This window comes from Salinibacillus aidingensis (genome assembly GCF_039522525.1).
In the GTDB taxonomy this organism is placed as follows: Bacteria; Bacillota; Bacilli; order Bacillales; family Alkalibacillaceae; genus Salinibacillus; species Salinibacillus aidingensis.
On record NZ_BAAADO010000001.1, the window covers coordinates 606,138 to 629,523 of the forward strand.

Genomic DNA, 23,386 nt, shown 5'->3' on the forward strand with positions numbered 1-23,386 from the left:
TGGAGCAATCCATCCCCATAAACTTTTGTTTGTTTTTGCCTTTGCCTCCAAAATATTCGCCTCCCCTTATATAGCGCATTTCCATAATTTCCTAATCAAACCACCATCTTTCTATCATAATTTGTTCAGCATCTTAACCCTGAAGAAGAACAAAAAGGAAAAAGCATATGATCTTTTAAACAAAGACCACATGCTTTTACATCCTTAGTCAAACTTGATTTCCTTTACAGTATCGGCGTCTAGGCCTTTAATGACCTCCACAATCAGCTTCACGGCATTTTCAAAATCATCACGGTGCAGCATGGCCGCATGTGTATGAATATAACGTGTTGCAATGGTAATGGACAGGGCTGGGACACCGTTAGCGGTTAAATGAATGGAACCTGAATCTGTTCCGCCACCTGCCATGGAAGCAAATTGATAAGGAATATTATTCTTATCAGCAGTATCCACAACAAAATCACGAAGTCCCTTATGAGAAATCATCGATGCATCATATAAAATAATTTGCGGGCCATCCCCCATTTTACTGGATGCATCTTTATCAGAAATACCCGGTGTATCACCAGCAATTCCCACATCTACTGCAAAGCCTACATCAGGCTGAATAGCATGGGTTGCAGTTTTAGCTCCGCGAAGTCCAACTTCTTCCTGAACCGTTCCAACACCATAAACTACATTTGGGTGTTTTTCTTCTTTAAGCTGCTTTAATACATCAATGGCAATAGCTAAACCAATACGATTATCCCAAGCCTTGGCCAGCAGCATCTTTTCATTGTTCATAACCGTGAAATCAAAATATGGAACTACAGAATCACCAGGGACAACACCAAATTCAGCTGCTTCTTCTTTACTGGAAGCTCCAATATCAATAAACATATCCTTAATATCAATTGGTTTTTTCCTTGCCTCAGCTGAAAGGACATGTGGAGGTTTAGAACCAATAACGCCTGTTACTTCACCTTTTTTCGTTAAAATGGTTACGCGTTGAGCAAGCATAACCTGGCTCCACCAGCCACCCACTGTCTGGAAATAAACAAATCCATCGTCATCAATACGGGTAACCATAAAACCAACTTCATCCAAGTGGCCGGCAACCATCACTTTAGGGCCATTCTCATCGCCCGTTTTTTTAGCGATCAGACTGCCTAATCCATCGGTGAATACTTCGTCAGCATATGGGGCTATGTATTTACGCATCACTTCTCTTGGCTCTTTTTCATGACCAGCAATCCCTTTTGCATCGGTTAAATCTTTAAGCATGGTCAGTGTTTCATCAAGTTTTACCATATGTCTGCTCCTCCTTTATATGTATACATCCATTCCTTATTATACCTGTCTTTCATACATTTAACAAAATAGAAGGATTAATATCCTGTATCCTGCCGCTGATGGTTCACTTCGTTCTTATTAACATAAGCCCTTTGAATCATTTCCTCCTCAAAGCCGAGACCCTCTCCCAATCGCAGAAAGGAATCGAACAACTGGTCATAAAGCTCCTGGTTCTGCTCGTTTTTAAACGTAATCGCCTTTTCGTAAACTAGAAGAAACTGGTCTGTTGTACTGGATTCTAATGCTTGTCCGCCTTCATGTAGACCATTATAGGTAAATCCAAATTCAAGACCAAGAGAAATGATAAAATGCAAGCCATCTACATACTCTTCAAGAATAACCGCCTGATCATTCGGACCTTTGTTACTCCAAAACTTAAAGCATCTGGTTTCATTGGCCAGCTCCCCAATTTCAACAAGCAATGCCAGGATTTTTTCCTGAACAATATTCTGATCTTCCAGCTTGTGTTCTTTTTTTATACGCTGATCTAATTCATTTTGCATTTGAAATAACAAATCCCAGTTCATACTTCCAATCTCCTTTTTATGTAGTGATGAGGTTAAGTCTTTTTAAGATAAATTTCTCATGTAATTATAGCAAAAATGAAACCTTATCTGCATACCAGTCGTAAACAAATATAATCAACAGGTCTAAATTTATATATGTAGGAGTCGATTTCACCATGATCATCATTTTATTTCGTTTATTGATCATTTTCGCTATTATCTTTTTTATCTATGCGGCTTATAAGTATATCGTAAATCCTAAACGTAAACTTGAAATCGCTCAGGAAAATCAATCCTTTTACTTCTATGATGAAGAAAATGTAAAAAAGAACTTTTTACTTACGTATAAAGGAGCTTTATTTGAAGGTGAGAAATACTTAGGAACCACAGAGGATGCTTTTGAAGTCGTCACCATATCGGTAAGCACCAGAAGTCCTGATCGTTTAGTAGGGATTTCCCGGGAGGATCTCTATTTCATTGAAAAAGAAATTCTCATCCGCTACCCCCACGCAAAAGTCGAATGGCGCCACCCAATCAAAAAAATATTTGATTAAACGAAAAGCGGAGGTGACTGTGCAAACAGCAGAAATCCCCTGTTCAGAACAAACACTGACAAAGGGGATTTCTCTATTTATACTAACTAACCCTGTTCATGGAGGGGGATCCCTGGCTTACTTGATGATCTTTACGGAAAAATTCCTCCCAGCTGACGACAATCTCTTTTTGTCTTAATAAGTAAATCATCGGAAGAATAACAATTACAGCAGCTGCCATAATTATTGGAGACAGGCTTGCAATCCACTGACCAAACGTTGTATAGACAACGGCTAACGGAACATTAGATAGGAATGATAGCTTAAAATACTCTTTATAATTCCGTGAAATTTCCAAAATACAAAGGGATAATAAATGAAAATGGATAAAGGGCATTAAACGCAACAGAAAAATCTGCCCTTTAGAAATCTGCCTTTTTTCTCCCAATATTTTAGCCTTCAATCTGATTAACCTTTTAAAGGTTTTGGGCATATAAACGAGAAAACGATAAAAGAACAGACTGGATAAAGTAATGCCTATCACCGAATAAATCGTGCCCGAGACCATTCCAAACAATATCCCGCCAGAAATACAAATGAAAGCTACAGGCATGAAAAAAAGGGGTCTTAATAAATGCATGCCAATAAATAGTACCGGAGCAAACATTCCACTGGACTCTACGATTGTAAATACCCAAGAAGTAAGCTGTTCCATGATGGAGCCCCTTCCCTGATGATGTTTGTTTTATGTATATGACATAAGACGAGCCTTTATGACAGTGTTGTTAGAAAAAGAAGTGCAGCTATTATTAAGAATGTTAAAAGCGGGAACCCCACTCTGAACCTCCATTTCTTTGTTTTGTGGCGAAAGACATACATCCCCATCGTACTTCCTAACGCACCACCAATAACGGCGATGAAAAACAGCTTAGCCTCCGAGGTACGCCATTTTCCTTTCATGGACTTCCGTTTATCCCAACCCATAGATAAAAATCCGAAAATATTCATCAACACCAGATAAATGATGAAAACTTGTTTAAGCAATGCTCTCTCCCTCTTTCAAAATCGTAAAAAATTTCTTTCCAGGCTGTAACAAAAACTGATATTTGGGACCAGAACAAAGGCGGAAGCGCCCGTTTAGCGACGTACGGACTGGACTGAGCCGTAGGAGATAAAGGAAACACGACGAACCTTGTGAGTCGATGTTGACTTATCGTACGGAGGTGAAGGAAGTCTCGCTAGTCGCTGGGCGCTGGAGCCGGACGTGGCCTCTCCTGTTTTTCTTATCCACAAATCGCTTATTTTATAATTTCCTAGACCATGAAAAAAGACTGGCATCAAGCCAGCCTTTCTCATTCTTAACCGTTATTATTTAAGTGCGTCTTTAGCTTTAGCAACCAGGTTAGCAAAGCCCTGTTCATCATTTACGGCAAGATCAGCAAGCATCTTACGGTTTACTTCAATACCAGCTTCTCTTAGACCGTGCATAAGGCGACTATAAGAAATATCATTCATACGAGCCGCAGCATTAATACGGGCAATCCATAGTTTACGGAAATTACGTTTTCTTTGTTTACGGTCACGGTAAGCATATTGACCGGATTTCATTACTTGCTGCTTTGCTGTTTTGAATAGTGCATGCTTTGAACCATAATAACCTTTCGCTAACTTTAGAACACGTTTACGACGTCTGCGTGTTACTGTACCGCCTTTTACACGTGGCATAGTTGTTCCCTCCTAATAATCTTATCTATCGTTGTTTTTTCTTACTTTTTAGGTAGCATTGAGCTGATGCGTTTCATATCACTGCTAGAAACAAGAGCGGATTTACGCAATTTACGCTTCTGTTTTGTGGATTTATTCGCAAACAAGTGACTTGTATACGCATGTGCACGTTTTACTTTACCATTACCAGTTTTCTTAAAACGTTTTTGTGAACCTTTATGGGTTTTCATTTTAGGCATAATGTGTGTCCTCCTTTGATTAATTACTGCTCTGCTGGACCAGCTTATTTTTCATTTAAAGGTGCGAGCATCATAAACATATTGCGACCTTCCATTTTAGGCTTCGTCTCAAGGGTAGCAATATCTTTACATTCCTCAGCCATACGATCGAGAACCTCTTGGCCAAGCTCTTTATGGGTAATAGCACGACCGCGGAATCGAACAGCCGCCTTCACTTTATCACCTTTTTGAAGGAATTTGCGGGCATTCCGTAATTTGGTGTTGAAGTCATGCTCTTCAATTGCAGGACTTAAGCGTACCTCTTTAACATTAATGACCTTTTGCTTCTTACGCTTTTCTTTTTCCTTCTTCTGTTGCTCGAAACGGTATTTACCATAATCCATAATTCGGCAAACAGGTGGTTTTGCGTTTGGAGCTACTAATACAAGGTCAAGATTTGCCTGATCTGCAATCTTCAAAGCTTCCTGACGTGATTTTACGCCAATCTGTTCTCCATCTGCACCAATTAAACGGACTTCGCGTGCTCGAATTCGCTCATTAATTAATGTTTCGCCTTTGCTAATCGTAAGCCACCTCCAAAAAATATTTGAGAAAATCAGGTCCGGCATCCGACATTTTTATTTCCATAAAAAAAGCGTCGGTACACATACTGCACCCACACTTCACATATTCTTCGGTAAAGAAGAAAAGTTGTTTTAGCCTGCCAACTGCTAATAAGCGTCGATCAGGCGAGAAGCGGGTGCTTCTACTTTCACATAGACCTTATTTAATTCACTCTTAGTATTATATGACGGACAAGACGTATTTGTCAACACTTTTTAATGAGAGAGGGAAATCCCCCCCTCTCATCTATTATTTTTTAGACATATGCTCGACGTCTTCTTTCATATCCTGAACGAATTGCTGCAGTTCTTTCGTTTCGGAGTCCTGCGCTCCGTATTTACGTACATTGACGGCATTTTGTTCAATTTCCTTATCCCCAACGACAAGCGCATAAGGGATTTTTTGGGTTTGGGCTTCTCTAATTTTATAGCCGATTTTCTCATCTCTTTCATCGACTTCTACACGGAAGCCTTCCTTGCGAAGCTGATCCTTTACCTCTTTTGCATAATCAAAGTGGGCATCCATAGAAACCGGGATAATTCTTGCCTGTTCAGGAGCAAGCCAGGTTGGAAAGGCGCCTTTATATTCTTCAATAAGAAAGGCTACAAACCGTTCCATGGTGGATACAACACCTCGGTGAATAACTACGGGACGATGCTCTTTACCATCCTCACCAATATAGGTTAAGTCAAAACGATTTGGAAGATGGAAATCAAGTTGTACAGTTGAGAGGGTTTCATCCTTACCCATCGCTGTTTTCACCTGTACATCAAGCTTCGGACCATAAAAAGCCGCTTCTCCCTCGGCTTCTACATATTCAAGTTCCATTTCCTCCATGGTTTCCTTAAGAAGTGCCTGTGCCTTTTCCCACATTTCATCATTATCCACATATTTTTCTTTATCTTCAGGGTCACGATAGGATAAACGGAAATAATAGTCGTTAATCCCGAAGTCCTGATAGACGGTTTTAATCAAGTTGACCACACGGATAAACTCATCTTTTAGTTGATCCGGACGGGCAAAAATATGAGCATCATTCAAAGTCATGGCACGCACTCGCTGCAAGCCTGCCAGTGCTCCTGACATTTCATGGCGGTGCATCGTTCCTAACTCTGCAATACGTACAGGCAGATTCCGATAACTGTGGAGTTCATTTTTATAAACCATCATATGATGCGGACAGTTCATAGGGCGTAATACGAGATCCTCATTATCCATTTCCAATGTCGGGAACATATCATCCTGATAATGATCCCAGTGTCCACTGGTCTTGTATAAATCTACACTGCCCAGTACTGGAGTATAAACATGGTCATAGCCCAATCTTTCTTCAATGTCTACAATATAGCGCTCAATGGTACGTCGGATGGTAGCACCTTTAGGTAACCATAGAGGAAGACCTTGTCCAACCTTCTGATTAACGGTAAATAAATCGAGTTCCTTTCCAAGCTTACGGTGATCCCTTTCTTTAGCTTCCTCCAGCATCTTCAAATGCTCTTCTAACTGACCCTTCTTCTCAAAGGCCGTTCCATAGATACGCTGAAGCATTTTATTATCACTATCTCCGCGCCAGTAAGCTCCGGAAATATTTAATAGCTTAAACACTTTAATTTTCCCTGTATGGGGAACGTGGGGACCACGGCACAAGTCAAAGAATTCTCCCTGTTTGTAAATGGTAATCGGATCACCCTCGGGAATATCATCAATGAGTTCCAGCTTTAGGTCATCCCCAATTTCACGGTACATTTCCTTAGCTTCCTCACGGGTAACCTCCACTCTTTGAACCTCATGAGCTTCATCCACAATTTTCTTCATTTCCTTTTCTATTTTTTCCAATTCTTCCGGAGTAATTTTTTCCTCCATATCCAGGTCGTAATAAAACCCATTTTCTATAACAGGTCCCACACCAAGCTTCACATCTTTATATAATCGTTTAATGGCTTGAGCCATTAGATGTGCCGTTGAATGACGAAGAATTTCTATTCCTTCCTCATTTCTTAATGTGACAATTTCAACCTTTGCATCCTTATCAATGGGTCTGCGTAAATCATACAGTTCTCCATTTACTTTACCTGCTACTGCCTGTTTTTTCAGACCAGGACTAATGGACTGAGCAATATCCTCACTCGTTGTGCCCTGGGGAAACTCCTTTACAGCACCATCGGGAAAGGTAATGTTTACTTGTTCTGCCACTGCAATCACTCCTTCTAAATCGTTTATTTATGCTGATAAAGTGAAACTTCCATCAGTGGGGTATTACGGACAGTTAATGCGTGATAAAAAGGAAGGCATTAAAAAAAGCCCGTCCCTCCAAAAAGGGACGAGCTTATCTTCACCCGTGGTTCCACCCTGGTTCCGTTCTTTTCAAAACGGCACTTAATGGGATCCGTAACGTGGATCAGCGCTGATTATTACTCTATTTTCACAATCAGGGTTCAAAGGTGGTAAACAATGACTCGTACTCAGGAAGCTCGCAGCCTTTGACTTCCCTCTCTGTTCAGCCGATTGACATTGTTCATGTCCTTATCCTTACCGCAATCATCTTCTTGTTTTGTAGTTATGAATGAATTATATGGATAATTCCCTTCTTTGTCAAGTCTTTTTCGTAAAGGACGTTAATTCATAATAAAAGGAAGTTTTTCCATTGATTGTACGCTTGCATGCTCCTGAAAAATATTTTGCAGAAAAATCACTTTCGGATCGGAAGGCTTTGATGTGTAAATGACGATTTTCTCTGGTGCAATACCAAGCAGGCAGGATAAAGGAAATTCAGATGATAATAAATCAATAAAATGTAAAGATTCCTTATTTTGCAAAGCCTTTAATTCACTTGTTGTATATGGCTTTCCTGTTTCTCTGAAAAACTGAAATTCATGATGATATGTAATAATAAGCAGGCCGGTCCTCGGCTCTCTGCTTTTAAAGTACCCTCTTAATCGATGAATAAAATCCTGATAATCCTCCTCCCGCTTCCACTCTTCAATGGCATATCCAGTAATATCAATCAGTTGCTCTCTAAAAAACTGCTGATTATCTTCCATAAAAAAGTCAAACGAGACAATCTGATTCCGGCTTACATGGTTCTCAAATATTTGATAAAACTCAGCGGCTGCCTTAAGGTCCGACTGTGTACCATAGCTTTTCGGATTTTGCATCACAGATTGTAATATAGGAATAATATGCATCAGTTCGTGTTCATCCGAGAAGTAGTAGACCTTTTTTAAAATATCCTTCGACAGAACCGGTAAACGGTACTGAATAAACACATAAAGAAGAGCATGAATCATCTTTCTCCACATATCACTTTTCCTGTCCAGCTGAACATCTGCTTTAATAAAATAAGATGGACCTTCCCCCCTTTCAAACTGAATACGATTGATTTCATCTTCACTGTAGATCTTATGAAAATATGCTTCTGCTTCATCTTCTTTAAAAAAGTGAATCACCAAACCCATGAACTTCATCCCTCTTTCCCATCAAACTGTTACATTATATGGGACAAACAAGGATAAAATGAACAAAAAATAAAAGTGAAACAGCTATCATTGGAATTTCCCCGATTCCTATGAGCCGTTTCACTTCTAACATTCGTTATTTCATTTTTTTTATTATGATCTTCTATTCTGACCCAGCATGGCCACTGGCTCACTTACCTGCCTGATACGCTCTATAATACGACGGGCCTTTAATTCCTCTGCTTCCACCTTACTGGCAGAGGCCAGCACCACTTCAAGTTCCTTCAAACTATAGTTGGAAGTAAAGAAAACAGGCAGCTCCTCCATCATGCGATACTGTAATATAGCTCCCAGCACTTCATCACGGAACCAGGGTGACTGATGCTCGGATCCAATATCATCAAGAATTAATACTGGTATCCGCTTAAAACGGTCAATTTTCTCATTAATGGTCGAGTCATTAATCGAGGATTTAATTTCTCTCACAAACTCCGGCATATAAATAAATAGAGTTTTAATCTCGCGCTCAGCTAACGCATTAGCAAGTGCACCTAATAAATAGCTTTTTCCCACACCAAAGGGACCGTATAAATACAGGCCTTTTGAAGGATTATGCTCTGCTTCATGCAGAAAACGTTCAATTTTACGAATAGCTTCGAAGCGCTCCGGGTCATCCAGCTCAACCTCGTCCAGTCGTGCCTCCAATAATCGCTTAGGCATGTATAAGCTTTGTACAAATGATTTTTTTCGAAGCTGCTCATCCTGCTGCATCTTACGGGAACACTTTTCATAGGTTAACTTAATCTGATTCCCTTCCGTAGAAATTTTGGGTGCATAGCCCCGGACGATATTACAGCATTCATTTAACGAAGAACACTTTTCACAATCCTTTGACTGGGATGTATATTCATAAAGCTTAATCAGCTGACGTTCAATGTCACTTCGGGTTAAATGCTGATTTTCATCTAAAAATTGCTTGATCTCAGGCGCCTGTAAAATTTCGCTCTTCATTTTTTCATAGGACTCCTGGAAGCTATTGCTTTCGCTCATCCACCTTCGAAGAGCAGATTGTATGGATTCCATTTCCGATCACCCTTAATGATTAAAAGATTTCGTTGACATATTTTTTAAAGCTTCTTGTAATTCCTGTTTTTCCTTCTGGATGTCCTGCTCACTTTTCTCCGGCTGTTTCGTTTTTTGCTGCTCCGATTGACTTTCTTTCTTGAACCATTCAGGAAGAACTTCTTTTTTCTTATGAGTATTTCTTTTCTTTCCCCATGACTGGTAGAGCTTTGCTTCTGATTTAGCCAGCTGCATGGCCTGTTTGGCGGTTTTTACATTTTTACGTGCCCAGTGGGTCGCTATTTTTTCTATATAATTCCGAGTTAGTTTCATGTCTGATTTTTGAAGGACATAATGAACCAGAACATTTATCACGCTCTGAGGCAGTCCATGGCGAAACATGGCGTTCGTAATCATTTTAACCTCCTGCTCGGATGCAACACCGGTTCTGGAGAAATCCTCCAGTATTTCACGATGAGTAATGTTTTCAAAATGCTGAATTAATTTTCCCTCTTTAGATTGAGGAACAGGTTTTTGATCATTGCTTTGTTCCTTTTTATTATTTATTTTGAGTTGAAGTTCTGGTTTTTCTGTATGGAAAGTTTTAGCATAATAGTCTTTGCAAACTTCATGCAATTCATCTTTTAATAGTTCCATATTTTCATTTACAGACCATAAAATGGCCTTCTCAAGATAAATTGTATCAACCTGATAGATTTCTGCAAGATTATTTATCAATGACCGGTTTTCAGTGGTAAATATTTTTGCGGTATTCATATTATTTTTCCGCAGGCTTTGCTCGAGCCATTCAAAGTCCACTTTCATTTCTTCTTCTAAAGCAGGTTCTGGAGTGCTTTCCTGTTCATGGGTGGAATCAGATGCCGGCAAATCTGCAGCTGGTTTTTGTACCGTCGAAAACACATCTTTAAATGACTTCGTTTGATCAGAGACCTGATCGGGTATAGTTGATGAGATGAGCTTTCGTTTCAAATCATTGTACGGTTTTTGTCCAATATGATGTTCCAGCAGAATAGAAAGCATGGAATCTTCAAAAAAGGCGGCAGTAGAAAATGGTGGGATTAAAACATAATAATAAGTGCGTACATCCGTATCCGCCATATATGTTTTCAACAATCCAATGGCCTCTAATTTGATTCTGGCTTCGTAAAAATCATCTAAATCAATGTTTACCATGTTCATAATATGATGATGGGTTGAACAATCACGATTCATCTTGGCTTCATTTACCATCGTAAGGTAAATGGAAACCGCTTGTATACCTATTAACGGCTGATACAAATGAGTCAAAGCCAATACATAGTCCTCATGACAAGATGCCTGAAGCTTGGTGTAATATCGATCATTGGGCAATAAACTTTTTATACGATCATTCATAAGGAACAGGCTCCTTTATCTCAATTATCATGACCATTTGTCCTTTTTATCAAATCCTCTAATTCCTGCATAAATACGTTTAAATCTTTAAATTGACGGTAAACCGATGCAAATCGAACGTATGCAACTTCATCAATTTCTTTCAGTCGGTCCATAACCATTCTGCCAATATCTTCACTTTGAACCTCGGAATCACCCTGGTTTCTCAACTCGTTCTCTACTTCGGTAACAACATTTTCGATTCTTTCCAGTGCTACCGGCCTTTTTTCACAGGCCTTGATTAACCCTCGTAAAAGCTTTTCCCTGCTAAACTCCTCGCGTGTACCTTCCTTTTTGACAACAATTAACGGAATTTCTTCAATTCGTTCAAATGTAGTGAAGCGATATTGACATTTTTCGCACTCCCGGCGTCTTCTAATCGCTCCACCTTCTTCAATAGGCCTTGAATCCAGCACTTTTGTATTTTTATAATGGCAGGTCGGACATCTCATTTATATCAACTCCGAATTAAATTTCATTCGACATCTATTACAATATTATAACATAAGTAGAAAAGCGGAGGCGACCGCTTAGGTGAGACCGCATAAGCAAACAGAAGCACCTGGACGAATCATCCAGGTGCTCTAAATCTAATAAGCTTCTGAATTTAACTGAATCGGCGCCTTGCCTCTGGGGATTTCTATCTTTTCAACTGACTTAGCTTCCAATGACTGCGTGATAAATTGAATGGCTCTTTTTGGCTGCATTCGTTCTCCACAGGTATATACATCTATGCTCGCATATCCATGTTCAGGGAAGCTGTGTATGGTTAAGTGAGACTCGGATATTAGCACAACGCCGCTAATCCCGTGTGGAGAAAATTTATGAAAGGTTACCTCGCGTACTTCTGCCCCGGCAATTAAAGCTGCTTCTACAAGCATTTTCTCATTAAACTCAAGACTATTTAATTTTTCAATGCTGCAATCCCATAGCTCGGCGATCACATGCGTCCCTATTGTATCCATTACCATTCCCCTGTACCAAAACCATATTTTCAAACTGCTGCGGGATCTATTTTTAATAATCGAACCACCAGCAGATTAAAGTTAAAACAAATAGATTCCATACGTTTTGCATGTTTAAAGTATCAAATAGTATAAAGTGTTCTAAGGTAGATTGCAATAGCTGGGTAACTATTTGTTCTTACCATTTCTTACGATTACACAGAAGGAATGGTTTCATTTGCCAGTCTGCTGCCTACATATTTTGCTAAATCAACAACACGGCAGGAATATCCCCATTCATTATCATACCACGCAAGCACTTTCACTTTATTTTCATCCAGGACGATGGTTGATAAACCGTCGATAATGGAAGAGGCGGACGTTGTTGTATAATCGATAGACACCAGGGGCTCTTCATTATAATCGAGAATTCCCTTCATACGACCTTCTGCTTCCATTTGAAAAGCTCTGTTAATGTCCTCAGCTGTTGCCGTCTTACGGATATCCACTACCAGGTCAACCAGTGAAACGTTTGGGGTAGGAACCCTCAACGCCATTCCGTGAAGCCTTCCGTTTAAATGTGGCAATACCTCTCCAATGGCTTTAGCGGCACCGGTTGAAGTAGGAATGATAGATTGTGTGCAGGAGCGTGCCCTGCGTAAATCTTTGTGCGGATTATCAATATTATTCTGATCGTTGGTAAAAGCGTGAACAGTTGTCATTAAACCATTTTCAACCCCAAAATGGTTATCCAGCACCTTGACTACCGGTGCTAAGCAGTTTGTTGTACAGGATGCATTCGAAATAACGTGGTCATAATCAGGATGATAATCCTCTTCATTGACACCGATTACAAATGTGCCATCGATATCTTTTCCTGGTGCCGTAATGATTACTTTTCTGGCTCCGGCATCTAAATGTAACGAGGCTGTTTCCTTTGTTTTAAACTTTCCAGTGGCCTCTATGACAATATCTACCTCAAGATCCTTCCATGGCAGCCATTCAGGATTACGCTGAGCAATGAGCTTCACGAACTCTCCATCAACTTCAATCCCATTCTCATGGGCTTTGACTTCCTTATCAAAACGTCCATGGGTGCTGTCATATTTTATTAAATGAGCGATCGTTTCAGGGGGATAACTTGCATTTATAGCTACAACCTTAAAGCTTTTATCCATAATTGCATTCCGGAACACCATCCGTCCGATTCTTCCAAATCCATTTATTGCTATCCGATGCTTTTCCATAGGACCCTTTCCTCCCCGACTTTTATTTATGTTACACTTTTTAATAATAGTATAACACAATATTTCAAAAAGTGTGAAGAAAATGTAGCTTAATTAAAGAATTAGAGAAGCTTCCTATTTAGTTAGAAATAATGAAATAAAAAGTTCATTCTATACGAAAAAATGCTGACTCCTATTTATTGAGTCAGCATTCTTTATATAATCTCCCATTTTCTCAGCAATTCATGAACCTGTTCATTCGTCTCCTGTATAGTTCCTTCATTATGAATCACAGCATCGGCCATTTCTGCCTTCTTCTCTGCAGATAGCTGCGAATGGATCCGCTGCAGGGCTTCTTCTCTTGAACTATTATCTCTTTCCATAAGACGCTTTAACTGTGTTTCCTCTCCCACGTATACTACTATCGTTCGATCGACAAAATGGGTAAGTCTGCTTTCAAACAGCAAAGGGATATCCATAACAACTGCCTTATATCCTTTCTTTACATACTCATCCCGCTGTTCAAGCATTTTGCGGCGTACTTCCGGGTGTACGATGGCATTGAGCTGCTCTCTTTTTGATTCATCAGTAAAAACAATCGAACCTAATTTTTTTCGATTCAGCGTCCCATCTTCATATAAAACTTCCTCTCCAAAGGTGTCAACAATCCCCTGATATGCCCTTTCACCAGGCTCCACAACGATTCTGGATATCTGATCCGCATCGACAATGGGCAATCCATGCTCTTTAAGTATGCTGGAAACTGTGCTCTTTCCTGTTGCAATACTGCCTGTTAAACCGATAACAATAGCCACTTTTCCGAACTCCTTTAATTATGATAATTTAAAAAAACCAAGCAAAATTAAAATAACACCAGGAAGAAACGCAAATTTCTCAACCCACTTCCACTTCGATAAAACGTATCCGCTTTTGGTACCCATAAACAGAAACAGACTGGACATAAAGGCAATACAGCCTGCCGTTAAGAAAGGAGAAAAGCCAAATATAGCAGCACCAATTCCGGCACCGAAAGCATCTAATGATAATGCGGTTCCTAAAACAAAGGCCTCAAGCCCCTTAATATCTCCTGAAGAATCCATATCTGCCTGGTTCGGATCCTTTAATATCTGGATGACAATGCCAAGGGATTTTATTTCCCACTTAAACAGATATACCTTAGAATGACTTTTGGCTTCCTTTTGATCACGAAAGAATTGATAAATAACCCATATCCCTATCCCGATAAATAACGTTCCGCCAATAATATCTGCAATGGCAGGAGAAAAAAGCCCAACGACCTGTTTTCCAATCAGCATTGCAAATGTAAAAACAATAGCTGTAACGAACCCTATATAAAGCAGTGATTTTACAGGAATCCTTACTTTACGAAGACCAAACGTAAATCCTGCAGCAAAACTATCAAAACTGACGGCAAAACTAAGCAAACCTAACGTTAACCATTCCGCCATAGGATCGGCTCCCTCCTGCAAATATCTAGACTATTATATGGAGGGAGCCCCTTCTTCGTGCCAATTCTGTTTATTTTTGCTTCTGACAATAGGGACATACATGAGTCCCCCGGCCACCAACTTTTATTTTTTCAATGGAGTGACCACGGCGTTTACAATCCTGTCCTTCTCGTCCATAGACAAAGAGCTGTAATTGAAACAGACCCATTTCACCCAGACTGTTTAAATAGGATCGGATGGTTGTACCTCCTGCAGCTACAGCATCATTCAGCGTATGAACGATTTCCTCGGCTAATACAGAGCATTCTTCTTTCGAGAGCTCTGAGGCAATGGTTAGCGGATGGATTCTGCTTCTGAATAAGGCTTCATCTACATAGATGTTTCCCAGTCCTGCAACAACGGTCTGGTCCAACAAGGTATTTTTTATGTTCCGGGTTGTCCTCTGACATTTCTGGTAAAGGTAGTCAGAGTTGAAATTTTCATCAAACGGTTCTGGACCAAGCTTATTAAGAGGGGGAAGTGACCATTCCTTCCCCTTTTCGTATAAGTGCATCGTTCCAAATTTCCTTACATCTTTATACCTCAGCTCGGTTCCATCCGCAAAATGAAAGATGACATGGGTATGCTTATCTACAGGCTCACCCTGGTCATAAATGGCGTACTTCCCTTCCATTCGTAAATGGGAAATGAGCACGTGATGATCTAAATAAAACAGCAGGAACTTTCCTTTTCGTCCCAGCCCCTCTATCGTTTGACCCTTGATTTCCTCCTGAAACGCCTCAGGTTCTTTTGGGTATTGTACAATGTTTTCCCAGCGTATCGTTACATCCTGTATTTTTTTACCAACCACAATCTGTTTCAGTGTTTTTTTTACAGTTTCTACTTCTGGCAGTTCTGGCATTTTGCTTCGCTCCCTGATTATTTCGCATCAAACCATGTTGTACCATGGGCAAAATCGACTTTTAATGGAACATCCAATTGAACCGTATTTACCATAACGTCCAGCACGGTCTGCTGAAGCTGTTCCACCTCATTTTCAGGTGCCTCTAAGATCAACTCATCGTGGACCTGAAGCAGTAATTTAGCCTCAAACTTTTCCTCTTCCAGACGAGCCGCTAAATCGATCATCGCTTTTTTAATAATATCAGCAGCACTTCCCTGAATAGGTGTGTTCATTGCTGTACGTTCTGCAAAGCTTCTCCGGTTAAAATTACGGCTGTTGATTTCAGGTAAGTAACGGCGTCTGTTCATAAGGGTTTGAACATAACCATTTTGTTTTGCTTCCTTCACAATTTCATCCATATACTTCTTCACGCCGGGAAAGCTCTCAAAGTAGGCTTCAATAAACGCCTTTGCTTCCTTTCTGGTAATGCCAAGACTTTGGCTTAAACCGTAATCACTGATCCCATATACAATTCCAAAGTTTACAGCCTTTGCCTGGCGCCTCATATTGGACGTCACATCATCCTCGCTAACGTTAAACACATCCATCGCTGTCTTTGTATGAATATCCTGGTTATTTCGGAAGGCATCAATCAGTTTTTCATCACCAGCTATATGCGCCAGTACTCTTAGTTCAATTTGGGAATAATCTCCTGCAAAAATGACCCAGTTTTCATTTGAAGGAACGAAGGCCTGGCGAATCTTTCTTCCTTCTTCAAGACGAATCGGTATATTTTGCAGGTTTGGTTCTGTAGAGCTTAATCGTCCAGTTTGTGTTAAAGCCTGATTAAATCTTGTATGAATTTTTTGTTCATCTTCATCAACGACTTTTAACAATCCCTCTATGTAAGTAGACTGTAATTTGCCCAACTGGCGATATAGCAGGATCTTAGGCATAATCTCATGTTTGTCCTTCAGCTGTTCCAGTACATCAGCTGCCGTTGAATAGCCCGTTTTTGTCTTTTTAATCACTGGGAGCTCCAGTTTTTCAAATAGGATAACGCCCAGCTGTTTAGGTGAGTTTATATTAAAGCGTTCGCCGGCTAATTCATAAATTTCCTGTTCCAGGGTGTCCAAACGCTCTTTTAACTCCTCGCCCATTTCATTAAGACGATTGGTGTCAACCTTTACCCCGTAATACTCCATTTCACCCAGAACGGTAGCTAACGGAAGCTCAAGCTCCGTATATAAGCGTTGCTGATCATTTTCTTTCAGCTTTTCTACAATCTGGTCTTTTAAATGAAAAATCGCGTTCGCCTTTCTCACCACATGTTCAGACAAGACCTCAGACTCCGGAACCTTCTGCTTTGCTCCCTTTCCAAATACTTCCTCATCATAGGAAAGGTTATGATAATTCATTCGCTGACTGATGGAGGGAACATCATGATGATTTTCTGCCGGGTTAATAATATAGGAAGCCAGCAGCATATCAAAGCTTAAGCCCTTGATATCAATCCCTTTCCGTTTAAGGGCTACCGTTACCCGTTTCGCATCAAATACAAATTTTTTCTTATCCTTGTTTTCAGCCCAGTTTTTAAATACGTCGGATTCCAATGCTGCCACGGTCGGGATGAAATAATGGCCCTGGTTATTTACCACACCAAAACCTAAAATCGTCCCATAGTAGTAATGTTCCTCAAGCATTTCAACAAATAATGCATCTTCACCTGTAAACATATCTGACTTAACGTCTTCTATAACTGTAAAATCAATATCTTCAAGAGCGTCGGCCTGCTCTTCTGTCTCAGCTTCTCCTCCATCAATTCGGGTCAGCAGTGAATGGAAGCCCAGTTCTTTAAAGAGTCCCAGCACCTTTTGTGATGGATAGCCATCATAGGTAACATCCGTCAATTTCACAGTTACAGGAGAATCCCGATTAATCGTAGCCAGTTCCTTACTCATAAATGCATCATCTTTATGGTTTTCCAGCTTTTCCTTTAATTTCTTTCCGCTTACTTCATCCATGTTTTCATAAATCGATTCTAGAGTACCAAACTGATTTAACAGTTTAACTGCCGTCTTTTCGCCAACCCCTGGTATACCCGGAATGTTGTCTGAACTATCCCCCATCAGTGCCTTCATATCGACGACCTGATCAGGGCGAATCCCCATTTTTTCCTCTAAGAAATCCGGTGTGTAATTTTCAATGTTGGTGACTCCCTTTTTGGTTAATGAAACATTCACATCCTTGTCCACTAATTGTAAAAGGTCCCGGTCACCTGAAATGACTTTCACCTCCATATCATCCTGCTTTGCAGACTTAGAGAGGGTGCCAATAATATCATCAGCTTCAAATTGATCTATTTCATAATGGGAAATCTCAAAGGATTCAAGTAATTCTTTAACTAGTGGAAACTGCTCAGAAAGCTCAGATGGAGTTTTCTGACGACCACCTTTGTATTCTGTATAGGTTTTATGACGAAAAGTTGTTTTCCCTGCATCAAAGGCCACCAGTAAATGGGTCGGCTTTTCTTCCTCCAAAATCCTTAAAAGCATTGTTGTAAATCCGTACACAGCATTTGTGTAAACCCCTTTTTCATTGTTCAGTAAAGGCAAGGCAAAAAAGGCACGATACAAAATACTGTTCCCGTCAATCAATACTAATTTTTGTGACATCTTCCCACTCCTCATATTCAATCAAAAAGACGTTTCTTTCCTTCTATTTTATCACGTATTGGATAAGAAGGAAAAAAACGTCTGTTTATTCATTATTCCCCAAAATAACCGAGCAATGTCCTTGCATATGGTGAGTCGTGAGGGAGAATGATGGTCGTCTGATCATCCACCGTTGTCTTGTAGGATTCAAGGGTGCGATATAAACGGTAAAATTCAGGATCTTTGGAGAATGCTTCGTTATAAATCTGAGCTGCTTCCTGTTCTCCTTCCGCCCGAATTTGTTCTGCATCTGCTCTTGCCTTGGACAGCATTTCCTGTACCTCACGGTCGGTTTCTGCCATGATACGGCTCTTTTCCGCTTCACCTCTTGACAAGTATTCCTGTGCTGTTGATTCTCTTTCAGAAATCATTCTCGTATACACGGATTGTTCATTGGCTTCTGGTAAGTCCGTACGTTTAATTCGCACATCCCTTACTTCTGCACCATAATCACTTAATAACTCATTAACCCTCTCCGTGATTCTGATATTCAAATCACTTCTGGATGACTTTTCATCATTAATGATTTCTTCATAATTCATTTGTCCTAGTTCCGTTCGAACCGTGGAGAAAATAAATTCTCCCATTCTGGACTGGGCCCCTACGACAGTTTTTGCAGTATTAATCATTCTGGTTGGATCAGTGATACGCCAAACTGCATAGTTGTCAATAATAATTCGCTTTTTATCAAGCGTGTTAATCTCCTGCTCTTCCATATCATAACTCATATTTTTGTTTGGCAATGTTGTTGTCGTCTGAATAAATGGAATCTTAAAGTGAAGCCCGGGTTCACCTTCTACATGTACAACCTCTCCAAACTGGCGGACCACTTTATACTCTCCCTCTTTCGTAATCATCATGCTGTTTAAAATCGTTATCAGCAGAATAATCAGTATGAGGATGGAAATTCCAGCCTTCATATATTTTCTGAAGTTCACAGGTTTTGACGTCTTCATGTCAAAAACATTTTCATCACTCATTGCTATTGCTCCCTTCTGCCTCATCTGTATTTTGCGATGTCTCGCTATCGCCCGGACGAATGGTCTGGGTATTTGCCTGATTCGTTAAAGGTAAATATTGAAGTGTATTTCCATCCTCATTCAGAATATAAACCTGTGCATTCGGCAATACATCCTCAAGGGTTTCAATGACCAGGCGATCTCTGGTTACATCAGGTGAGTCTGCATATTCTTCATATAAGGCATTGAACTGGGAAATATCCCCACGGGCCTTTTCAATTCTTTCTACTTTATCCCCTTCAGCGCGCGAAATGATTGCATCCTTTTCCCCTAATGCTTCTTCTACCTGTTGATTTTCATATTTCCTTGCCTCATTAATCTTTGTATTCATCGTTTCTCTGGCATCTGTTACTTTTGTGAATGCTTTTCGTACTTCCTGATTGGGCAAGTCTACTTCCTGCAGCTTCACATCAAGTATGGATATCCCAATGTCATAGTCTGATATGAGCTTCGTCAGTAAATCCCGAACGTCATTTTCTATTTCCGCTTTTCCGGAAGTTAAGGCTTCATCAATTTCAGATGTTCCGATAATCCCTCTTAAAGAAGCTGAAGTAGCGTTCTCTAAGACGCCTTTGGGGTCGGTTGAATTAAACAAGTATTTCTCAGGTTCTATTATTCTCCACTGAACGACCAGATCGGCCAGAACAATATTTTCATCTCCGGTAATCATCCTTATTACATCAGCATCCTCTTCACTGTCAGGATCATAACCGAAGTCCAGGCTAAAGGTTTCCTGTGACAGGGTTTCTACCGTCTGAATCGGCCATGGCAATTTGAAATGCAGACCAGGCTCCGTGTTCGTTTCCTCTGCTTCCCCAAGAGTGATGACCACTGCCTGCTCAGATTCGTCAACGGTATACCAGCTTGTAGCAACTGACAAACCTAGAATGATAATAATGATTACTATTCCGATCCACATATATATCCGACGTAAACTCATGTGGTGCCCTCCTATGTACCTATATATTTTTTTACAATTGTATTACGATTAACGTACAAAAAGGTTTCAATAACAACAAAAAAAAGATAGAGACTTTTAATCTCTATCAAACAGTTAATTCGGATGAAAGGGTTATTATATAGATTATCAGACGATTATTTAGCTGCTATGTATTTAAGATGAAGATTCTGTAAACTTCTTCGGAACCCTGACAGAAAATGTTGTTCCTTCATTAATTGTACTCTCTACCTCAATTTTCCCATCGTGTGCCTCTGCTATATGTTTAACAATGGCTAGACCTAATCCTGTCCCTCCGGAGTTCCTGCTTCTCGCCTTATCCACACGATAAAACCGTTCAAAAATTCTCGGAAGGTGCTCCTGTGGAATGCCAATACCTGTATCTGTTATGTTAATTTGGACCTCATTCCTGTTCTCTTCTGCTCCTATATTTATCTGACCGTCTTCTGGTGTATAGTGAATTGCATTTGACAGCAGATTTAATAATAGCTGTGTAAAACGAGTGGCGTCTGCTTCAAGCTCCAGCGAAGGGGCAACGTCCACTTTTACTTGAATTTGTTTTTCTTCAGCCGAATGACGTACAAGGGAGAGGACATCATCAATCAGACTTTTTAGTTTAATCCTGTCTATATTTAAGTGGAAATCCTCTTTTTCAAGTTTTGACAGCTCCAGCAAATCACTGATTAATAATTGCAGCCTTCCACTTTCCTTATGAATAATAGATAAAAATTTCTCTCGTACTTCAGGATCTTCCTGTGCTCCGCCTAATAGAGTTTCAGCAAATCCTCTTATGGACGTAATAGGTGTTTTCAGTTCATGAGAAACATTCGCAACAAAGTCCTTTCTCATTTCCTCAAGACGCTTCAAATCAGTAATATCATGAAAAACAAGGACAACACCCTTCCATCTTTTCTGGTGGTTGAAAATAGGTGCCCCGGAAATCATAAAAAAGCGTCGTTCAATATCAAAAGGAACAACCAGTGTCCTCTGGATATTCTCTTCAAACATAAATACATCTCTTACCGTATCATGTACCTGATTATAGGAAAGAGCCTCATAATATAAATAGCCTAAATAAGAGGCAGAATCTCCTTTAAATGTGTTAAGAAAAGAACGATTCACTAACTGAATATACCCTTTCTCATTTATTAAAATCAAACCGCTATCCATGTTTTCAACAACAGCCATTAAACGATCGTTTTGTATCTCTCGCTGCAAATTCATCTCATATAAATTTCTGGCCAGCAGGTTGATTGAATTTGTCAGTTTTCCCGTTTCCCCATACTGCGTTTCGTACGTGCGGGCATTGTAGTTTCCCTCTGCAAGCTGGTAAGCCACATGGGATGCACTCCGAACAGGCCTAACATATTTATCCATAAAGTGATAGCCAATAATAAAAATAATAATAAGTACCATAAATAAAACAACACCGATAAGCAGCCATATATTGGCTGTAATCCCACTCACTGATTTTATGGGCAGCACAAATATGAGCGTGCCTTCGTTATTATCCAGAGATTTTTTTGAATAATACAGCCCTTCATGCAGTGAGTGATCCTCGTTCTTTAAATCTGCCATGTTGCCTTGCAGAAATTGAATAATCTCAGATGGATTTTTATCCGTCACCTGTCCAGCAGTATTCAGAACCAATTCCTGTTCATGATTAAACCATAAAATGCCTAATTTCAGCTGATTACTTACCGTTTTTAACAAGTTAGCTTTATTTCCTTCTGCCTGTTCAGTATCATCCAATAATTGACCAATATATTCACTTTCTGCGCTGACTCTCTCATCAACAGCATCCAGCGTGAATTTCTTTGTAATTTGTACAAGCAAAAAACCAATAATGACCATACTGACGACAATTAAAACAGCATAAATCATAAACGTACGAGATGATGATTTATTCATTTATTTAGGAGCCTCCAATTTGTAGCCAAGCCCTCTAATCGTTTTAATATATGCAGGTTTTTTTGTATCAGGTTCAATTTTTTCCCGCAAATGACTGATATGCACATCGACAATCCTGGTATCACCAACAAAATCATAATTCCAGACAGCACTTAACAGCTGATCTCTCGACAGGACTTTTCCAAAATTCCGGGCAAGATATAAAAGCAATTCAAACTCTTTAGGTGTGAATTCCAACAACTGCTGATTCATATAGGCTTCATACTGATCAGGATAGATAACGAGGTCGCTGATAACAATCTTATCAGAACTGTCATCATGATCCTTTTTCTTAAAACGTCTTAAAATCGCTTTAATACGTGCGACTACTTCACGGGGACTGAAGGGCTTTGTTAAATAGTCATCGGCTCCGATTTCAAGTCCGAGTACTCTGTCAAACTCCTCATCCTTTGCTGTCAGCATTAGAATCGGTACTTCCAGCCCTCTTTGACGAAGAGTGCGGCACACCTCCATCCCATCTAATTTAGGAAGCATTAAATCGAGGATAATCAGATCAAAATCTTCCTTATCAGCAGCATTCAAGGCTTCTTCTCCATCATAAACGGCTTCTGCTTCAAAACCTGCCTGTTCAATATTATACTTTAAGAGCGTTACAATAGATTCTTCATCGTCTACGATTAAAATTCGTTTCCCCATTTAACCACCCCAACTTCTATTTACCTCCATCATATACCGTGCGAAAGAAAATAAAAAGAAGTCTAAATAAAAATTTACATGATATTTACATTGGTTCGATAAAGATTAGTTTGTACTCAGAAATCCATCCTATCCTAGTGAAAGTTTTCCAAAGAACGGCTGATGATCGACTCCGGCTGATAAGGGGGACAAACTTCAATTCTACCTTCTATAACGATATCCTGTTCTGAATCTGTGGCATAGATTTGCAGGATGGTACGATGGTTTCCTGTATCAATTTCCATAACTTCCAATTGCAGATGAATTTCATCATCATGATAGACCGGTTTCTGATAGGAAAGATGTTGTTCAGTTATATGGCTGCCAGGTCCGGGCAGCTGATTAGTTACTGCTGTTGAAATAAATCCGTTAAGCATGATGGAAGGAACAAGAGGACGTTTGTATGGTGTCTGCGAAGCGTAATCATGCTGAATATATAAAGGATTAGAATCATTCGTTAATCCTAAATACAGCAATAAATCCTTATCCTCCATTTTAACGTTCGTCTCATAGCTATCTCCTATTTTAAGGTCATTGATTGAATGGCCCAGCTTTCTTTTTTTAAAGAACATTTCAACACCTCCTATGTAAGCGTTTTCCTTAATGGTGTAAAAAGAATCCGGGGTATTTCCCGAATT

Annotated in this window: 24 protein-coding genes and 1 other annotated feature; of the genes, 1 reads left to right on the plus strand and 23 read right to left on the minus strand. The window is 39.8% G+C overall.

Annotated features, from left to right (window positions below; genetic code table 11):
* Positions 1–204: 204 nt before the first annotated feature.
* Complete coding sequence (locus ABD006_RS03195; RefSeq protein WP_343837449.1) at positions 205–1,290, minus strand: M42 family metallopeptidase; 1,086 nt, start codon at positions 1,288–1,290, stop codon at positions 205–207.
* 77 nt (positions 1,291–1,367) lie between these two features.
* On the minus strand, positions 1,368–1,859 hold the full coding sequence (locus tag ABD006_RS03200; protein ID WP_343837451.1) for a dUTP diphosphatase: 492 nt from the start codon (positions 1,857–1,859) through the stop codon (positions 1,368–1,370).
* Positions 1,860–2,014: 155 nt separating this feature from the next.
* Between ABD006_RS03200 and ABD006_RS03205 the strand changes: the two genes are divergently transcribed.
* Positions 2,015–2,392 (plus strand): sigma-w pathway protein ysdB, encoded by a 378-nt coding sequence (locus tag ABD006_RS03205; RefSeq protein WP_343837453.1) that lies wholly within the window; start codon positions 2,015–2,017, stop codon positions 2,390–2,392.
* Positions 2,393–2,474: 82 nt separating this feature from the next.
* Here ABD006_RS03205 and ABD006_RS03210 read toward each other — a convergent pair whose 3' ends face one another.
* From ABD006_RS03210 to ABD006_RS03310, 21 genes are all read right to left on the minus strand, one after another.
* Positions 2,475–3,086, minus strand: coding sequence for a TVP38/TMEM64 family protein (locus ABD006_RS03210; RefSeq protein ID WP_343837455.1), 612 nt, complete (start codon positions 3,084–3,086; stop codon positions 2,475–2,477).
* Positions 3,087–3,142: 56 nt separating this feature from the next.
* Positions 3,143–3,415, minus strand: a complete 273-nt coding sequence (locus ABD006_RS03215) for a DUF1294 domain-containing protein (RefSeq protein ID WP_425542179.1) — start codon at positions 3,413–3,415, stop codon at positions 3,143–3,145.
* 324 nt (positions 3,416–3,739) lie between these two features.
* Positions 3,740–4,096: a 50S ribosomal protein L20 gene (rplT, locus tag ABD006_RS03220; RefSeq protein ID WP_044158494.1), complete on the minus strand. Its 357-nt coding sequence runs from the start codon at positions 4,094–4,096 to the stop codon at positions 3,740–3,742.
* Positions 4,097–4,137: 41 nt separating this feature from the next.
* Positions 4,138–4,335 carry a 50S ribosomal protein L35 gene (rpmI, locus tag ABD006_RS03225; protein WP_044158495.1) on the minus strand — a complete coding sequence of 66 codons (198 nt, stop codon included), beginning with the start codon at positions 4,333–4,335 and terminating at the stop codon, positions 4,138–4,140.
* 44 nt (positions 4,336–4,379) lie between these two features.
* Positions 4,380–4,943: a translation initiation factor IF-3 gene (gene infC / locus ABD006_RS03230; RefSeq protein WP_343837458.1), complete on the minus strand. Its 564-nt coding sequence runs from the start codon at positions 4,941–4,943 to the stop codon at positions 4,380–4,382.
* 14 nt (positions 4,944–4,957) lie between these two features.
* Positions 4,958–5,092, minus strand: a sequence feature (ribosomal protein L20 leader region).
* Positions 5,093–5,187: 95 nt separating this feature from the next.
* Positions 5,188–7,131 (minus strand): threonine--tRNA ligase, encoded by a 1,944-nt coding sequence (gene thrS, locus ABD006_RS03235; RefSeq protein WP_343837460.1) that lies wholly within the window; start codon positions 7,129–7,131, stop codon positions 5,188–5,190.
* 422 nt (positions 7,132–7,553) lie between these two features.
* The gene (gene ytxC / locus ABD006_RS03240; protein ID WP_343837462.1) at positions 7,554–8,393 is read right to left on the minus strand and encodes a sporulation protein YtxC; all 840 of its coding nucleotides are present in this window, start codon (positions 8,391–8,393) and stop codon (positions 7,554–7,556) included.
* 153 nt (positions 8,394–8,546) lie between these two features.
* Positions 8,547–9,476, minus strand: coding sequence for a primosomal protein DnaI (gene dnaI, locus ABD006_RS03245; RefSeq protein WP_343837463.1), 930 nt, complete (start codon positions 9,474–9,476; stop codon positions 8,547–8,549).
* 12 nt (positions 9,477–9,488) lie between these two features.
* Positions 9,489–10,850 (minus strand): replication initiation and membrane attachment family protein, encoded by a 1,362-nt coding sequence (locus tag ABD006_RS03250; RefSeq protein ID WP_343837465.1) that lies wholly within the window; start codon positions 10,848–10,850, stop codon positions 9,489–9,491.
* 20 nt (positions 10,851–10,870) lie between these two features.
* Positions 10,871–11,341, minus strand: a complete 471-nt coding sequence (gene nrdR, locus ABD006_RS03255; protein ID WP_343837468.1) for a transcriptional regulator NrdR — start codon at positions 11,339–11,341, stop codon at positions 10,871–10,873.
* 138 nt (positions 11,342–11,479) lie between these two features.
* The gene (gene speD / locus ABD006_RS03260) at positions 11,480–11,854 is read right to left on the minus strand and encodes an adenosylmethionine decarboxylase (RefSeq protein ID WP_343837470.1); all 375 of its coding nucleotides are present in this window, start codon (positions 11,852–11,854) and stop codon (positions 11,480–11,482) included.
* Positions 11,855–12,048: 194 nt separating this feature from the next.
* The gene (locus ABD006_RS03265; RefSeq protein WP_343837472.1) at positions 12,049–13,080 is read right to left on the minus strand and encodes a glyceraldehyde-3-phosphate dehydrogenase; all 1,032 of its coding nucleotides are present in this window, start codon (positions 13,078–13,080) and stop codon (positions 12,049–12,051) included.
* Positions 13,081–13,274: 194 nt separating this feature from the next.
* The gene (coaE, locus tag ABD006_RS03270) at positions 13,275–13,874 is read right to left on the minus strand and encodes a dephospho-CoA kinase (protein ID WP_343837475.1); all 600 of its coding nucleotides are present in this window, start codon (positions 13,872–13,874) and stop codon (positions 13,275–13,277) included.
* Between the two features lie 18 nt (positions 13,875–13,892).
* Entirely contained in the window at positions 13,893–14,528 is a 636-nt protein-coding gene (gene ytaF / locus ABD006_RS03275; RefSeq protein WP_343837477.1) for a sporulation membrane protein YtaF, read from the minus strand.
* 70 nt (positions 14,529–14,598) lie between these two features.
* Positions 14,599–15,429, minus strand: a complete 831-nt coding sequence (gene mutM / locus ABD006_RS03280; protein ID WP_343837479.1) for a DNA-formamidopyrimidine glycosylase — start codon at positions 15,427–15,429, stop codon at positions 14,599–14,601.
* A gap of 17 nt (positions 15,430–15,446) precedes the next feature.
* Positions 15,447–18,086, minus strand: a complete 2,640-nt coding sequence (gene polA, locus ABD006_RS03285; protein ID WP_343837481.1) for a DNA polymerase I — start codon at positions 18,084–18,086, stop codon at positions 15,447–15,449.
* Between the two features lie 92 nt (positions 18,087–18,178).
* Entirely contained in the window at positions 18,179–19,105 is a 927-nt protein-coding gene (hflC, locus tag ABD006_RS03290; RefSeq protein WP_343837483.1) for a protease modulator HflC, read from the minus strand.
* Complete coding sequence (gene hflK / locus ABD006_RS03295; protein WP_343837485.1) at positions 19,098–20,084, minus strand: FtsH protease activity modulator HflK; 987 nt, start codon at positions 20,082–20,084, stop codon at positions 19,098–19,100. Before hflK ends, hflC begins: the two co-directional genes overlap by 8 nt.
* A 174-nt stretch (positions 20,085–20,258) precedes the next feature.
* Positions 20,259–22,013 (minus strand): two-component system histidine kinase PnpS, encoded by a 1,755-nt coding sequence (gene pnpS, locus ABD006_RS03300; RefSeq protein WP_343837487.1) that lies wholly within the window; start codon positions 22,011–22,013, stop codon positions 20,259–20,261.
* Positions 22,014–22,709 (minus strand): response regulator transcription factor, encoded by a 696-nt coding sequence (locus tag ABD006_RS03305; protein ID WP_343837489.1) that lies wholly within the window; start codon positions 22,707–22,709, stop codon positions 22,014–22,016.
* A 134-nt stretch (positions 22,710–22,843) separates the two neighbouring features.
* Positions 22,844–23,320 (minus strand): MaoC/PaaZ C-terminal domain-containing protein, encoded by a 477-nt coding sequence (locus tag ABD006_RS03310; RefSeq protein ID WP_343837492.1) that lies wholly within the window; start codon positions 23,318–23,320, stop codon positions 22,844–22,846.
* Positions 23,321–23,386: the final 66 nt, after the last annotated feature.

What these genes read in the sequence shown, in the direction of transcription:
- ABD006_RS03195 (WP_343837449.1), bottom strand. Translation starts at nt 1,290, where the DNA reads ATGGTAAAACTTGATGAAACACTGACCATGCTTAAAGATTTAACCGAT.
- ABD006_RS03200 (WP_343837451.1), bottom strand. Translation starts at nt 1,859, where the DNA reads ATGAACTGGGATTTGTTATTTCAAATGCAAAATGAATTAGATCAGCGT.
- ABD006_RS03205 (WP_343837453.1), top strand. Translation starts at nt 2,015, where the DNA reads ATGATCATCATTTTATTTCGTTTATTGATCATTTTCGCTATTATCTTT.
- ABD006_RS03210 (WP_343837455.1), bottom strand. Translation starts at nt 3,086, where the DNA reads ATGGAACAGCTTACTTCTTGGGTATTTACAATCGTAGAGTCCAGTGGA.
- rplT (WP_044158494.1), bottom strand. Translation starts at nt 4,096, where the DNA reads ATGCCACGTGTAAAAGGCGGTACAGTAACACGCAGACGTCGTAAACGT.
- rpmI (WP_044158495.1), bottom strand. Translation starts at nt 4,335, where the DNA reads ATGCCTAAAATGAAAACCCATAAAGGTTCACAAAAACGTTTTAAGAAA.
- infC (WP_343837458.1), bottom strand. Translation starts at nt 4,943, where the DNA reads ATGCCGGACCTGATTTTCTCAAATATTTTTTGGAGGTGGCTTACGATT.
- ytxC (WP_343837462.1), bottom strand. Translation starts at nt 8,393, where the DNA reads ATGGGTTTGGTGATTCACTTTTTTAAAGAAGATGAAGCAGAAGCATAT.
- dnaI (WP_343837463.1), bottom strand. Translation starts at nt 9,476, where the DNA reads ATGGAATCCATACAATCTGCTCTTCGAAGGTGGATGAGCGAAAGCAAT.
- ABD006_RS03250 (WP_343837465.1), bottom strand. Translation starts at nt 10,850, where the DNA reads ATGAATGATCGTATAAAAAGTTTATTGCCCAATGATCGATATTACACC.
- nrdR (WP_343837468.1), bottom strand. Translation starts at nt 11,341, where the DNA reads ATGAGATGTCCGACCTGCCATTATAAAAATACAAAAGTGCTGGATTCA.
- speD (WP_343837470.1), bottom strand. Translation starts at nt 11,854, where the DNA reads ATGGATACAATAGGGACGCATGTGATCGCCGAGCTATGGGATTGCAGC.
- ABD006_RS03265 (WP_343837472.1), bottom strand. Translation starts at nt 13,080, where the DNA reads ATGGAAAAGCATCGGATAGCAATAAATGGATTTGGAAGAATCGGACGG.
- ytaF (WP_343837477.1), bottom strand. Translation starts at nt 14,528, where the DNA reads ATGGCGGAATGGTTAACGTTAGGTTTGCTTAGTTTTGCCGTCAGTTTT.
- mutM (WP_343837479.1), bottom strand. Translation starts at nt 15,429, where the DNA reads ATGCCAGAACTGCCAGAAGTAGAAACTGTAAAAAAAACACTGAAACAG.
- polA (WP_343837481.1), bottom strand. Translation starts at nt 18,086, where the DNA reads ATGTCACAAAAATTAGTATTGATTGACGGGAACAGTATTTTGTATCGT.
- hflC (WP_343837483.1), bottom strand. Translation starts at nt 19,105, where the DNA reads ATGAGTGATGAAAATGTTTTTGACATGAAGACGTCAAAACCTGTGAAC.
- hflK (WP_343837485.1), bottom strand. Translation starts at nt 20,084, where the DNA reads ATGAGTTTACGTCGGATATATATGTGGATCGGAATAGTAATCATTATT.
- pnpS (WP_343837487.1), bottom strand. Translation starts at nt 22,013, where the DNA reads ATGAATAAATCATCATCTCGTACGTTTATGATTTATGCTGTTTTAATT.
- ABD006_RS03305 (WP_343837489.1), bottom strand. Translation starts at nt 22,709, where the DNA reads ATGGGGAAACGAATTTTAATCGTAGACGATGAAGAATCTATTGTAACG.
- ABD006_RS03310 (WP_343837492.1), bottom strand. Translation starts at nt 23,320, where the DNA reads ATGTTCTTTAAAAAAAGAAAGCTGGGCCATTCAATCAATGACCTTAAA.